Source organism: Pseudomonas sp. GW823-FHT02E01 (genome assembly GCF_058797535.1).
The window spans coordinates 16333-29752 of record NZ_JBXAJS010000001.1 but is presented as its reverse complement, the minus strand read 5'-3'; the positions used below and the strand labels follow the sequence as shown (position 1 = coordinate 29752).

General features: G+C 61.1%; 13 protein-coding genes. 2 read left to right on the top strand and 11 right to left on the bottom strand.

Going from position 1 to position 13420, the window contains the following annotated elements; all coding sequences use genetic code 11:
• Positions 1-25: 25 nt before the first annotated feature.
• From AC1RDQ_RS00120 to AC1RDQ_RS00110, 3 genes are all read right to left on the bottom strand, one after another.
• A complete protein-coding gene (locus tag AC1RDQ_RS00120; protein WP_492585801.1) occupies positions 26-1276 on the bottom strand; it encodes an OprD family porin in 1251 nt (416 codons plus the stop codon).
• 173 nt (positions 1277-1449) lie between these two features.
• The gene (locus AC1RDQ_RS00115; RefSeq protein ID WP_102672730.1) at positions 1450-3099 is read right to left on the bottom strand and encodes a cation acetate symporter; all 1650 of its coding nucleotides are present in this window, start codon (positions 3097-3099) and stop codon (positions 1450-1452) included.
• Complete coding sequence (locus AC1RDQ_RS00110) at positions 3096-3425, bottom strand: DUF485 domain-containing protein (RefSeq protein WP_090456027.1); 330 nt, start codon at positions 3423-3425, stop codon at positions 3096-3098. The genes AC1RDQ_RS00115 and AC1RDQ_RS00110 overlap by 4 nt, the downstream gene beginning before the upstream one ends.
• Before the next feature lie 394 nt (positions 3426-3819).
• Between AC1RDQ_RS00110 and AC1RDQ_RS00105 the strand changes: the two genes are divergently transcribed.
• Positions 3820-4797 carry a LysR family transcriptional regulator gene (locus AC1RDQ_RS00105; RefSeq protein WP_492586388.1) on the top strand — a complete coding sequence of 326 codons (978 nt, stop codon included), beginning with the start codon at positions 3820-3822 and terminating at the stop codon, positions 4795-4797.
• Positions 4798-4949: 152 nt separating this feature from the next.
• On the opposite strand, the gene AC1RDQ_RS00100 is transcribed toward AC1RDQ_RS00105, so the two are convergent.
• From AC1RDQ_RS00100 to AC1RDQ_RS00075, 6 genes are all read right to left on the bottom strand, one after another.
• Complete coding sequence (locus tag AC1RDQ_RS00100; protein ID WP_407516412.1) at positions 4950-5387, bottom strand: DUF6130 family protein; 438 nt, start codon at positions 5385-5387, stop codon at positions 4950-4952.
• Positions 5388-5511: 124 nt separating this feature from the next.
• Complete coding sequence (locus tag AC1RDQ_RS00095) at positions 5512-6405, bottom strand: LysR family transcriptional regulator (protein ID WP_154861915.1); 894 nt, start codon at positions 6403-6405, stop codon at positions 5512-5514.
• A gap of 80 nt (positions 6406-6485) precedes the next feature.
• Complete coding sequence (locus tag AC1RDQ_RS00090) at positions 6486-7541, bottom strand: alpha/beta hydrolase (protein ID WP_090456020.1); 1056 nt, start codon at positions 7539-7541, stop codon at positions 6486-6488.
• A gap of 50 nt (positions 7542-7591) precedes the next feature.
• Positions 7592-8662, bottom strand: coding sequence for an alpha/beta hydrolase (locus AC1RDQ_RS00085; RefSeq protein WP_492585798.1), 1071 nt, complete (start codon positions 8660-8662; stop codon positions 7592-7594).
• A gap of 2 nt (positions 8663-8664) precedes the next feature.
• Positions 8665-9450 carry a carboxymuconolactone decarboxylase family protein gene (locus tag AC1RDQ_RS00080; protein WP_492585796.1) on the bottom strand — a complete coding sequence of 262 codons (786 nt, stop codon included), beginning with the start codon at positions 9448-9450 and terminating at the stop codon, positions 8665-8667.
• A gap of 73 nt (positions 9451-9523) precedes the next feature.
• Positions 9524-10015, bottom strand: coding sequence for a (R)-mandelonitrile lyase (locus AC1RDQ_RS00075; protein ID WP_492585794.1), 492 nt, complete (start codon positions 10013-10015; stop codon positions 9524-9526).
• 652 nt (positions 10016-10667) lie between these two features.
• On the opposite strand from AC1RDQ_RS00075, the gene AC1RDQ_RS00070 reads away from it, so the two are divergent.
• Positions 10668-11012 (top strand): DUF6124 family protein, encoded by a 345-nt coding sequence (locus AC1RDQ_RS00070; protein ID WP_492585792.1) that lies wholly within the window; start codon positions 10668-10670, stop codon positions 11010-11012.
• A gap of 161 nt (positions 11013-11173) precedes the next feature.
• Here AC1RDQ_RS00070 and AC1RDQ_RS00065 read toward each other — a convergent pair whose 3' ends face one another.
• Together AC1RDQ_RS00065 and AC1RDQ_RS00060 are read right to left on the bottom strand one after the other, a co-directional pair.
• The gene (locus AC1RDQ_RS00065) at positions 11174-12913 is read right to left on the bottom strand and encodes a dipeptidase (RefSeq protein WP_492585790.1); all 1740 of its coding nucleotides are present in this window, start codon (positions 12911-12913) and stop codon (positions 11174-11176) included.
• A gap of 160 nt (positions 12914-13073) precedes the next feature.
• Positions 13074-13373 carry a DUF4189 domain-containing protein gene (locus tag AC1RDQ_RS00060; RefSeq protein WP_150813963.1) on the bottom strand — a complete coding sequence of 100 codons (300 nt, stop codon included), beginning with the start codon at positions 13371-13373 and terminating at the stop codon, positions 13074-13076.
• Positions 13374-13420 lie beyond the last annotated feature (47 nt).

Below are 13420 nucleotides of genomic sequence, written 5' to 3'. Positions count from 1 at the left end.
AGCGGCACCCGCCTTGTGCGAGGGATTACCAGAGCGCCAGGGTATAGCTGAGGATCAGGCGGTTCTCGTCGAGATCGTTACCGAAGTGGGCGGTGCGCACCGTAGCGTTGCGCCACTTCAGACCGAGGTTTTTCAGCGGGCCGCTCTGCACCACGTAGCCGATGTCGGTGTCGCGCTCCCATTCGCGACCCTCAGGCCTGCGGGCGCCCAGATCGATGCTGTCGCCGGCCAGGTAGCGGGTCATGAAGGTCAGGCCGGGAATGCCGAGCGCCGCGAAGTTGTAGTCGTAGCGCGCCTGCCAGGAACGCTCGTCCTTGTTGGCGAAGTCGTTGATCTGTACGAAGTTGACCAGGTAGGCGTCGCTGCCATTGACGTAGGCAAAGCCGGTGTCGCCACTCATGCGTTGGTAGCCCAGACCGAAGGCATGGCCACCGAGGGCATAGGTGAACATGGCGCCGAAGGCGTTGTTGTCGATGTTGCTGTTACCGTCGTCGGTGGAGCGGGCGTAGCGCAGGTCGCTCTTGAGCGTCTGGCCTGCGCCCAGCGGCAGCACGTGGACCAGACTGAACTGGTGTTGGTGGTAGAAGTCGTCCAGGCCGCCGTAGTTGTAGCCCGTGTTCAGCCGGTCGTTCCACTGGTAGGCAAGGCCGGCGAAATTGAAGGCGTCACTGCGGGCCTGGCCACTGACAATGCCCTTGGCGCCGGTGGTGGTGATCGCCATTTTCTCGTAGTCCGAGGAGTCGCGCTGGTTGACCCGATCCACGCGCCCGGCATCGACGCTCAGGCCTTTGATCTCCTGGACGTTCAACTGCCCACCGCGGAATGTTTGCGGCAACAGGCGCGAGTCATTGGCCAACAGCACCGGCAACTTCGGGGTCAGGGTGCCGAGCTTGAGCACGCTGTTGGACGCTTTGAACTTGGCCGTCAGGCCCAGTTCGCCATACTCGTCCTTGGCGCGTTTGGGCGGCTCGTTATCGCGCTTGAGCAGGCCGGAGCCGGAGCGATCGGGACTGGAATCGAGCTTGACGCCGAGCTGGCCAAGAGCGTCGATACCGACACCGATCATGCCGTCGGTATAGCCGGATTCGTAGCGCAGCAGGAAACCCTGGGCCCATTCTTCTTGCTTGGACTGGGTGGCATTGGCCTGGCGGAAATCGCGGTTGAAATAGAAGTTGCGCGTTTCCAGCCTGGCCGTGCTGTCTGCGAAGAAATCGGCGTGAGCCTGTGCGGCGAGGCCGGTGCCGGCCAGGAACAGGGTGAGGGTGGTGGGTTTCATTGGTTGCCTTTTGTTGTTTTTGTTGTCGACGAGCCGCTCCCGCGCCGCTTGGCGTTGGCGAGGGAGGGGCGCTTTTGGGGTGTCCTGCGCCGAGCGGCGCAGGTCGGGCGTAAAAAAGCGCGAAGCAAAGGAGCGGACTCGCGCTCGGGGCGTCAGCCCCGGAAAAAGCAGCGTCAGTGACTGCTGGCCATGGCAGCTCCAAGGCCGGTCTGGGCACGGACGAACTGGTCGGCATAGGCGGCGCGTTCGCGGTCGGCGCGTTCGCTGCGGTCAAGCCTGGAAGCGACCACTATGACCAGGAAGGCCAGTGGCATGGAGAACAGCGCCGGCTGGTCGTAAGGGAAGAGCGCCTGGGCATGCCCCAGTACGCCGACCCACACCGACGGCGAGCCGATCACCAGGGCCAGTGCGCTGACCAGGCCGGTCAGGCCGCCATAGAGGGCGCCGCGGGTGGTCAGGCCGCCCCAGTACATGGCCATGATCAGTACCGGGAAATTCGCCGAGGCGGCGATGCCGAACGTCAGGCCGACCAGGAAGGCGATGTTCTGGCCTTCGAACAGAATGCCGAGGGCGATCGCAACGATGCCCAGGCAGATGGTGGCGATGCGCGACACGCGCATTTCCTGTTTCTCGTCGGCGCAGCCCTTCTTCAATACCGAAGCGTAAAGGTCATGGGAGATGGCCGAGGCACCGGCCAGGGCCAGGCCAGCCACCACTGCGAGAATGGTGGCGAAAGCCACGGCAGAGAGGAAACCGAGAAACAGGTTGCCACCCACCGCCTTCGCCAGGTGCATGGCCACCATATTGCTGCCGCCAATCATGGCCCCGCCGAGCTTGCCATCGACGTAGTACTGAGGATCGGTGCCGACGATGACGATGGCGGTATAGCCCAGGACGCAGACCACCAGGAAGAAGAAACCGATGAACACCGTGGCGAACAGTACGGATTTACGCGCTTCCTTGGCATTGGGCACCGTGAAGAAGCGCATCAGGATGTGCGGCAGGCCGGCAATGCCGAAGACCAGTCCAAGGGATAGGGACACCGCGTTGATCGGGTCGGCCAGCAAGGTGCCCGGGCCCATGATCTGCACGCCGCTGGCATGCACGGCCACAGCTTGGGCGGCCAGCGTCTCGAAGCTGAAATCGAAGCGACTCAGGGCCATCAGCACCAGGGTCGTGCCGCCCGCCAGGAGCAGGACCGCCTTGGTGATCTGTACCCATGTGGTGGCGAGCATGCCGCCGAAGATGACATAGACCAGCATCAGCAGTCCGACTACCACCACCGCCGTGCGGTAGTCGAGACCGAACAGCAGTTTGATCAGTTGACCGGCACCGACCATCTGCACCACCAGATAGCAGCACACCACGGTCAGCGATCCGAGGGCGGCGAAGCTGCGCACGCGGGTTTGATCGAGGCGGTAGGAGACGATGTCGGCGAAGGTGTAGCGCCCCAGGTTGCGCAAGCGCTCGGCCATCAGGAAGGTGACGATGGGCCAGCCGACGAAGAAGCCAATGATGTAGACGAAGCCGTCGTAGCCCTTGGCGAAGACCAGGCTCGACAGGCCCAGCAGAGTTGCCGCCGACATGTAGTCACCGGCGATTGCTAGGCCATTCTGGAAGCCGGTGATGCCGCCACCGGCGCTGTAGAAGTCGGCGGCGGAGCGGGTGCGTCGTGCCGCCCACCAGGTGATCAGCAGGGTGGCGAGGACGAAGACGAAAAACATGCCGATGGCGTGCAGGTTGAGCGGTTGCTTCTGCGCAATGATGGGCTCGGCATGGGCCAGCACAGGGCTGAGGGCGAGAAGGGCGGACAGGCGTTTCATGCGCGGGACTCCTGCAGGATCTGCGAGCTGAGTACGTCGAAGCGGGTGTTGGCGCTGTGCACGTACCAGGCGGTGAGTAGCCAGGACAACAGGATGATCGTCACGCCGATTGGCATGCCGAGGCTGAGGTGGCTGCCGTCGTAGAGCGGCAGGTGCAGCCAGGCAGGGGCGAAAGCCACCACCATGATGAAGCTGTAATAGATAGCCAGGACCGCGCCGCTCAGCGTCCAGGCCAGCAGTGCACGCTGGCGCGCGAGGCGGTGGAACTTGGGGTTGGCCCTGACCAGTGCACAGGTCTGGACGTGGTTCGGATGGTCGGTCGTCATGGTGCAGCTCCGCATTTCTAGTTGTTTTTGTTGTTCGGCCTTTTGAGGGGCGTACGGGTACCCGGGCAGCGACCCGATGCGGGACGCCACCTGAATGCTGATGTGCTGGAGTTATTGCCGCCCGGATGACCTTGCGGTGGAGAGAGGGCGGTGCAGGAGGGCGAGCCCGATCCGCTGCGCGGCGAGCAGCGGATCGGGCCAACGGCAGACGAGAACCGTGGCCGCGATTGCGCTGTTGCGCAGCTGTTTGAGTCCGGCGTGCAAGCCGGTGTTTATCCATGCGCTCATGCTGTCAGCCCTCGGTATTTATTATTGGGGTGGGGGGCTTTCCTGGCCTGAAAACGACGCTGGCCAAGTTGGGTGAGATGCGAGTATATAAGTGCATATTTCCCATATGTATTGGCAGAAAAGCCCGATGGATATGCAAAAAAGCACAACGCAGAACCCACTGAACTGGGACGACATGCGTTTCTTCCTCGAGGTCGCCCGTGCCCGCACCGCCAGCGGTGCAGCTCGCCGCCTGGGGGTGGACTACACCACGGTGTCGCGGCGCATCCGCGCCCTGGAGCAGTGTCTGGGTGCTCTGTTGTTCGAGAAGTCGCGAACCGCAGGTTTTGTCCTGACCGTGGAGGGGCAGCGTCTGGTCAGCCACGCCGAATCCCTGGAAAGTACGCTGCTGGTAGCCTGCGAGCAGGTTTTCGGCACCACCGGGGGGCTCGCCGGGCACCTGCGCATCGGCTGTACCGAAGCCTTCGGGACCTGTTTCATCACTGCGCAGATGAGCCACTTCCTCGAGCACTACCCGCATATCTCGGCGGACATTTTGCCGGTCCCGCATTTCATCAACCTGTCACGGCGCGAGGCGGACATTGCCATCACCCTGGAACGACCCGAGCGCGGTCCGTACGTGTGCTCGCGGCTGTGCGATTACCGCCTGCGTCTGTATGCGACGCCGGAGTACCTGGCCAGTCATCCGACGATCGGCTGTCGCGAGGACCTGGCCGTTCACCCGTTCGTGACCTACGTCGAGGATCTGGCCTTCAGCTTCAAGCTGCTCTACCTGAACGACCTGATGCCCGGCGCCAACAGTCGCCTGCGCAGCACCAGCGTGGTGGCTCATTACCACGCAGCCTTGGAGGGGCGGGCGCTGGCGATCCTGCCTTGCTTCCTCGCCGGCCCCGATCCCCGCCTGTGCGAAGTGCTGCCCGGTGAAGTGGAGATCACGCGGCAGTTCTGGATGTATTACAGCGAGGACCTGCGCAAGCTGAAGCGGGTCACCCTGGTGGCCGAGTACTTGCGTGCTTGTGCGGAACTGAATCGCCCGCTGCTGATGGGCGAGTCACATGTGATGGGCTATCTACCGTCACCCTGAGGGGGGAGTTGTGCAGCCAGAAGTAAAGCGAAGTAGTCAGTCAGAGGTGTTTTCGAAATCAGAGGCTACTCACACCACCGCAGTCAGCTATGAACACTCAATCGTCATGGTTTGACTGCGTGATCATTGTCAATGTGGGGAGCGTCCGCCGGTTACTTCTGCGGAACGATAAAACTCACTGTCGTACTGGCGAGGATTTTGTGAGTCGGATCGGCCACTTCAAGAAGGACCTTGTGAGTGCCGGGCGTCAGTCCAACCAGGATGATCGGGTCTTCGCTGGTGTGCGCCCATGTGCCTTTCCAGTCGTCGACGGTCACGTGGAGGTGACCGAGACGTGGTGATACTTCAACAGCTGCCTTGCCAAATACCGGCATGATCCTGGCGTGTTCTGTTCGATACTGGATAATGACAACACCGCGGGCAAGGGGCTCGGCAAGCGGCGGGTAGGCAATGAGTTTTGGCGCAGTCTCGGATGCCAATGGAAGTATTGCCGGTGGGGAATCGGTGTCTGCTACCCCTTGTCCGTACACGGCTGTGCAAAAGAAGACACCCAAAGCCAGGGCCAATAGATTTCCGGGGGCGAGGGACATGGTTTTTTTCCCGCGTGATTTCATTCAAGCCTAGATCAACCCGAGTATCTCCCAGTGTTTATTTGAAACTGGAATCACTCACGTATTTCATCCGTGCCATCCAGGCAGGTTGACCATGGACGAATCAGCGCTTGTAACGCAGCGCGTCCACCACTACGCCGAACGCTGAAGAATGCTCACGGCGATTGGGGTAGTAAAGGTGGTAACCGGCAAAAGGCTGGCACCAGTCTTCGAGTACCCGCACAAGGCTTCCGTCGGCAAGCTCCCTGGCTACCATATCTTCTGGCAGGAACCCCAGCCCGCATCCGGCGACAGCAGCGCGCAGAATCGGCACGCTGCTGTTGAACGTCCATTGTCCTTCGACACGCGCCTTGAGTTCGTGACCGTCCTTCTCAAAATCCCATTGCATCAGGTTCCCGTGGGTGGGCAGGCGCAAATTGATGCAATTATGTGCGGCCAAATCCCTTGGCTCTTTCGGATACGGCCGCTGTTTGAAGTATTCGGCAGACCCCACTACGGCGATGCGCAACGGGGGGCCGATCGGGACGGCGATCATGTCCTTGGCCACCTGATCGCCCAGGCGCACGCCCGCGTCGTAGCGCTGCGCGACGATGTCGCAGAGGGCGTAGTCGACGGTGATTTCGACCTTGATGTCCGGGTAGTCGGGAAGCACCTTCGACAGCTTGGGCCAAAGGATGTTGTTCGCCGCATGTTCGGAGGCTGAAATCCGCACGTTGCCTGCCGGGGTATCGCGAAACTCGCTGACCGCAGCCAGTTCAAGTTCAATTTCGTCGAAGCGCGGCGCCATGGACTGATACAGCCGCTGGCCAGCCTCTGTGGGGGATACGCTGCGCGTGGTTCGGGTCAACAGGCGAACGCCGAGCCTGGTTTCGAGAGCGCGCATGGTGTGGCTCAGCGCGGACTGCGAGACGCCCAGCTGTGCGGCGGCGCGAGTGAAGCTGCCTTCGCGGGTAATGACCACGAAGGCTTGCAGATCGTTGAGATTGGCGCGGGACATTGATGAGAGCCTCTCATGCGGAGCGCGGGATTATTCCATGTAATCAGGTTACGCATGGATGCGCGACCCCAACGAACCAATCACAAGGTTCTTGCGTAGAACGGCGTCAACTTGCCGAGTGCTGCGTCCACATACTTGGGAACCCAGTAGGTTTCGATGTGCGTTGCGCCGTCGATGATGAACAACTCTTTGTCCTTGGTACCGGTGGCCTTGGGGAACGCATCCTGGGTCATGTACAGGCTGTCGGCCTTGCTGCCGGCGATCATCAGCAATGGCTGATTGATCAGTTCGATCTGGTTGGTGGCGTCGAAGCGCATCAGGTCCAGCAGGCTGCTCGTGGTGTATTTGAAGGTTGAATTAGGGTGGGCATGGGTCTTCCAGTAGTACTCATAACCCTGGCGATACAGCTCGAACGGCAGTTTGGCGATCTGCTCATCGGTGAGGTTGGCATCGCCCGAATAGAGCACTTCACCTCCGGCCGCTTCCTGGGCGCGGGCAGCGGAAGCCTGTTGCAGGCGTTGCTCGATGGTGTCCAGTTGCGAGTCGTTGTAGCCATTGCGACGCACCCGGCCAGAGTTGAACATGCTCACGGTCGCCACTGACTTGAATCGCTTGTCGGTTTGCGCGGCGGCCAACGAGTAGCCACCGCCACCGCAGATGCCGAGCAGGCCCAGACGCTTGCCGTCGACGCCAGCATACTGGGTGATGAAGTCCGCCATGCCGTGGATATCCTCGATGCGGTACGCGGGCTTGTCGATGCTGCGCGGTTGTCCGCCACTTGCGCCCTGATACGCGGCATCGGCGGTAATCGTGATGTAGCCTTGTTCAGCCAGTCGCTGGGCATACAATCCGGCGACTTGCTCTTTCACGCCGCCATTGGGGTGCGCCACCACCACCGTCGGGTAGGCCTTCTTCGCATCGTAGTTGGCAGGGGTGTAGACGTTGGCAGCGATGTCCAGGCCATTGAGCTTGTAGGTGACCGGATGGATGTTGACCTTGCCGGGTTCATTCTTGGTAATTGCACCGTCGTAAGCCAGGGTGAATGGGTTCTTTTTGTAGTCGGCGGCGCCGGCTTCGCCAGCAGAAATACCGACCATGGCGGCCATCAGCGAGGCTTTCAAAATTGTGTTTCTCATAAGTGTCTCCGGAGCATTAAAAGGCGCGTTAAAAAAATGTGCTGAAGCCGTCAATCCAGATGCTTTTCTGTCAGAAACCCGGACACCAGGTCCGCGATCTGCACGTTGTTCAGATCCGACATGGGGAAGTGGGTATTGCCCTTGATGCCAATCTCCGGCAAGTGGATCAGCCTCACGTCACCGCCGTGTTTGTTGACGGCATCGCGCCAAAGCCGGGCCATGGTGAGTCGGGCGCGCCAGCTGTCCTGAGCGGGCAGGTCGACGGCTTGCTCCGGGATGTTGTCGCCGTAGAGGATCAGGACCGGAATGCGCGTGAGCGCCATGAACTGATCCATCGGCACCGCTGCGCCTTGTACCGTGTCGAACGCGCTGGGAATCGGCGCGGGTACTTCACCCTGCGGGAAGACGAAGCTGCTGCCCGGCTCGAAAGCCACGATGGCCTTGACCTTGTTGTTCTTGATCGCCGTCAACCAACCAGGCCCGCCACCCTGAGAGTGCGTGAACAGGATGCCGGGACCGATTTTGTCGAAGACCGCCGACACGCCATCGGAGACCACGCCCATGTCGAACGGACCGGTGTTTGGCGTCATCGCGCGGAAGAACTGGTCGCGGGTTTGCGCATCCCGGGCAACCTGCACACCTTCGAAATAGTTGGGCCACAGGCCGATGCGGAACTGGTTGAACCAGAGCTGCTCGTCCGGGACAGGCTTGACCGTTGCTTCGACCATGCTGCGGCCGGCATCGCCACGACGCGGCTGGTCGATCAGATACACGCCGAACTGGCGCCGCAGAAAAATATTCTGGAAGCCTTCGCGGCCATCCGCGGTGGTTTCCCAGGTCTTGGAAAACTGGCCTGCGCCGTGCCACATGACGATGGGCAGTTTTCGCGCATCGACCGGGATTTGGTAGAAGGTGTAGGCATGGTCGCCGTGGTAAGTCTGGCCGTCTGGCGTCATGGGTTTGCGCGGGTTGAACGAGCCCGGTGCGGTGATCATCGTCCCGCCGGCGGCGAAGCTGCCTTGCTCCTGAATCATCAAGGGGGCGGCGGCATTGGCATGGCTTGCACAAGCGGCAAGCACGCTCAGCAGGGTGATGTTCAGCAGGTTTTTTCCAGTCTTCATGTTCAACCTCCCGAGGCAGCAAGTGCCTGTGTCAGGGCAGTGCTTGCACGTTTGGCGGATTGTTCATCGCCGTGCTCGGCCAGTACCTCGATGACTTGGCGCAATTGCTCCACGCTCAACCCCACCCGCAGGCTCGCCCGCATGTGCGAGCGCAACTGCGACTCCACACCCGGCGTTGCGGCCAGAGCGCCGACGGTCGCCAGTTCGCGGCTTTGCCAGTCGAGGTTGTCGCGCTCGAAGATGTCGCCGAACAGGTGGGTTTGCAGAAACCGGTTGATGACCGGGGCGAAATCGAACACCGGCCCCTTGACCGGGCCACCGGAAATTCGGGTTTGATTGGCCGTTCCTGCCGCGAGCAATGCCTCACCGGTTGCAATGGCGCGGCTGGGTTCGCGTCCAGGCGCATCCTGGATGCCGCGTTGTTGGCGCGCTTGCACCACCGTCATCAGTTCATTCAACGCATTGAGGCTGCGGGGGAAGCCGACATAGGCGTAGAGCTGCACCAGGATTTCCTTGGTCTCGCTGACCGTCAGGCCGGCATCCAGGCCTTGGTTCAAGGCAGCGTTGAGCCTGGGCATGTCACTGGTCGCCATGAACGCTGCGATCAGTGGAATGGCCTGTTGCCTGGCCGACAGCGTTTGTGCCGCAGGTTGTGTGCTGGTCATGGGTTGCGATGCCTCGGCGTTCTGAGTGGCCACACCCGACATCAAGCCAAGGCCCAGACACAGGGCTATCAGCGCGGGGAGGGGACCGGTCTTGCGATGTGCAATCGGTGTGTCAGTGGTCATCGTGAAAGCTCCATCCATTGCTCATCACTGCCTGGCAGGCGGTGCTCGAGTGAGGTTGATTTACAACAAACAGCTACAAGCCCTGCGCGGGCGATTGACCTTCGTACTGCGCATCCGAGACTTTTTCCGCCCAAGTGACAGCCTTGCCGTCCTCGGCTTCGGCGATGGCGATGTGAGTCATTCCGTGGGTGGCCGTCGCGCCATGCCAGTGACGTGTTTGCGGCGGGATCCAGACAATGTCGCCCGGACGGATTTCCTGACGTGGGCCGCCCTCTTGCTGCACGTAGCCGACTCCGGCGGTGACGATCAGCGTTTGCCCCAGCGGATGGGTATGCCAGGCCGTGCGGGCGGCGGGTTCGAAGGTCACCGTGCCACCGCCGATGCGGGCAGGGGAGTCCCCCTTGAACAGGCCATCAACCCGAACCGTGCCGGTGAAGTTTTCCGCAGCGCCCTTGATGGAGGGCTGGGAGCCGGCGTGGGTAATGCGGATCTCGTTGGAGGACTGGGCGCAGGCTTCCCCGGCCATGAGCGATAAGGCCACCAATGGGGCGATCAAGGGATTCATCAATGTTGCTCCTAAAGGCGGGTCAGCCAACTGCGAGGCAGCCGCCGTGGGTGTTGAAGGGGAGATGGTTTTCCCTCTCAGGTCGTGGGCCGTAAGGAACGAGCACACAACGGGCGGGATGGTTTCACCCCAAATTCCCGCTTTTGATGGTCAGGCTGCACGTCAGTGGTATCGGCTGGGTGCAGGACCGCTGGGGAAACAGTAAGCGAGCTAACGGATGAGCACTAGACGGGTAAATCGGCAAGGGCTCATGAGGTTTATTCATCAATCCGGGCAAGTGCGCCATGTCACTCAACATCACCGGAGAGTGTTTGTTTAAAGGTGTTTAAGGTTACTTCATGCAAGCTACAAGACCTTGCGCCGTTGCCTACGGTTACGCCAGAATCCGCCGGCTTGTGCGCCTTGGGGGCCACCGGTAACTTGATTCGCGTCACTGCCCATCAGTGATCGGGTTTAGTCGCCTGGTGGTTTCACGAAGCGTATTTCCATTCAGACAGTCAGGCATTGCATGCCTGCACTTCATGGTAGCTGTGCGCAGGGCGCCTTCGGGCGCGCCGGTTTCGTGTCTCCCCGGTCGACTAACCTGCGTACAGCTGCCACCCCCTTGTTTAGTCGCAAGTCGGTGATGGCTCCATTTTTTGGAGACAGAAATATGTTCAAGGTAACGCCAAACCCACCGGAGGCCGACCCGGTCTCCCCACGTGAACCCGACTCAAGCAGGCTCAACGAAGCCGCCCCCGATTTTCACATCCCCTCGATAGCCGATATCAAAGCCACACCGCGTGCCCCCTGTACCCTGTTCACCGTGGACCTGCAGGCGAGTCCCGAAACCTTGATGGTTTACCTGGTCGAAACCCTCGCGTCGGTCGATGTGATGGTCCACCAGTTGGTGGATCACCTGGACGGTGGGTCGCGCAATGCGCTGCTGGGGATTTCCAACAGTGTGATGCTGGCGGAGATCACGGCGAACCGGGTGCTGGATCAAATCGACCCGTAGGAGCGAGCCTGCTCGCGATGGGGGGTAACGATGACGCGGGAAACCAGACGGACCGTGGCGCCCTTGGGTTTTTCGCGAGCAGGCTCGCTCCTACAGGGGGCGGCATGTGATTTGGAAGTGAAAGCAATGGACCCGCCAGGGTGGCGGGTCCGAAGGGGGGATCAAAGCTTCGGCAATTGCCCGATGCGGCCCATCATTTCGGTCACGATCTGCAAGTCCAGCAGGAACTGCTCGGTGGTCTTGAACTCGTTGTCGTTGTGACCGGTGTATTTGACGTCCGGCATGGCCAGGCCGAATTGCACACCGTTGGGCAGCTCATGCACGGAGGTGGCGCCGGCGGAGGTGCCGAACTTGTGTTCCATGCCGAGGTTTTCGCTGGTCACAGCGAGCAAGGCCTTGACCCATTCACCCTCGGGGTTGCGGTACATCGGTTCGGCGATCGACAGGTCGAAGGTTGGTGCGATGCTGGTCTTCTTGCTCCAGGCGTCCAGCTTTGCGGCGATTTCGGACTTGAGCACATCCGGCGTCTTGCCCTTCGGCACGCGCAGGTTGACCGCGAGTTTGAAGGCTTTGTCATCCATCCCGACATAGGTCAGAGACGTGGTCAGCGGGCCCATGAATTCATCGGAAAAACCGACTCCCAACTTGCCACCCAGGTAGTCCAGCCCCCAGTTATCGGCAGCGTAGCGCGCGGCGTCGGTGATCTGGTTGTGCTTGAGCGCGACCTTGCCGTCGAGGCCATTGATGAAGTCGAGCATCCTGGCCACCGGGTTGACGCCGGACTCGGGCTCGGAGGAGTGGGCGGACACACCAGTGACCGTCAGTTTGACGTCCTTGCCGTCGACCTTGGCAGCGACCTCGAAGTTGCCGCCGTTACGCTTGGCATATTCGGTGCCGGCCTTTTGCAGGCTGGCGGCCAGTTCGGCGGGCTTGTCGGTCACCAGGGTCGCAACCGATGTCGATGGAATCTGGTTGGTGGCCAGGCCGCCGGTCATCGAGGTGATCTCTGCGCCCTTGCCTTGCGCGGTGCGCTTGGCGAAGCTGGCCATGACCGTGCCGTAGCCTTTCTCGGCGATCACCACCGGGTAGCCGCCATCCAGCGCCAGGTTGTAGTTGGGTGTGGGGTTGCGTTCGAAGTAGTAGGGGATGGCGTCGCCCGTGGTCTCTTCGGTGGTGTCGACCAGCAGCTTGAAGTTGCGGGCCAGCGGCAGCTTCTCCTCCTTGATGATCTTCATGGCGTAGAGCGCCACCACGATGCCGTTCTTGTCATCCTCGGTGCCGCGGCCATACATGCGATCGCCGATCAGGGTGACCTTGAACGGGTCGAGGCGGGTGCCATCCTGCAGCACCCAGTTTTCCGGCGTCACCGGCACCACATCGGCATGGGCGTGAATGCCCACGACTTCATCGCCAGTGCCTTCCAGGGAGATCTCGTAGACGCGGTTGTCGATGTTGCGAAAGTTCAGGTTGAACGCCTGGGCCAGGCCCTTGATCTTCTCGGCAATCTTGAGGAATTCGGGGTTGTCGTGCTGGTCGACACCGTCCACGCGCACGGTCGGAATGGCCACCAGCTCCTTCAGGGTTTCGGTGGCCGCGCTGCCGTATTTCACCCGGGCATAGAGGCCGAGCAAACGATGGATTTCGTTTTGCTGCCCGGCGGTAAGCGTCTTGTTGTCGAGGAAGGCACGGATGGCCGGGCCGAGGTCGTCGGTCTTGGCGATATCGCTCTTGGCCAGGCTTCCCAGGAACTGCCTGAAATCCTTGACCGATGCATCACTGAAGGTCTTGAGGATGATCGCGTTCTGTTGCGGGGTGATGTTGGCGTGGGCAGCGGTGGTGAACGACGAAAGGCTGGCGAGCATGAGGGTGGTCGCAGCCAGGTGCTTGAGGGAGAAATCCATTGCTGGGGGCATTCCTTTGCAGGCGGTTCGTAGGAAATATCTGATCGACTGATCAGAAACATCTCAAAGCTAACACCGCGAGCGTGTGAAACGGGAGACCCTGAAGTGGGATCTGTCGCACAGAAACGCAAAAGCGGCGCAGAAATGAAAAACCGCTCTATCAATGCTTACATTCTGCCATCACCACTTTGCAGGTACTTGGCGTGCCGCCGGACCGGCCGGAATAGCGTATGCAATTACTCAGGGATTTCTGGCGAGCCATGTCCAGGGTGTCGCCCCAGGCGAGGCCTCCTTCGCCGACAGTGGGGAGGGCTTTTGCATAGCAGGTCGAGCCGACGCTGGGGGCAGAATGCTGAGCCGTGCTGGCTTTGCCTGAACAGCCGGCTATCAGCGCCAGATCGACGGCGAGCAGGGATAGCAGGATCCACGACGAGCATTGGCGCACAGTGTGTCCCGTCATCCCGGTTCCCCTGTAGCAAGAGGCGCATTTGAGATCGTACCTGGCCG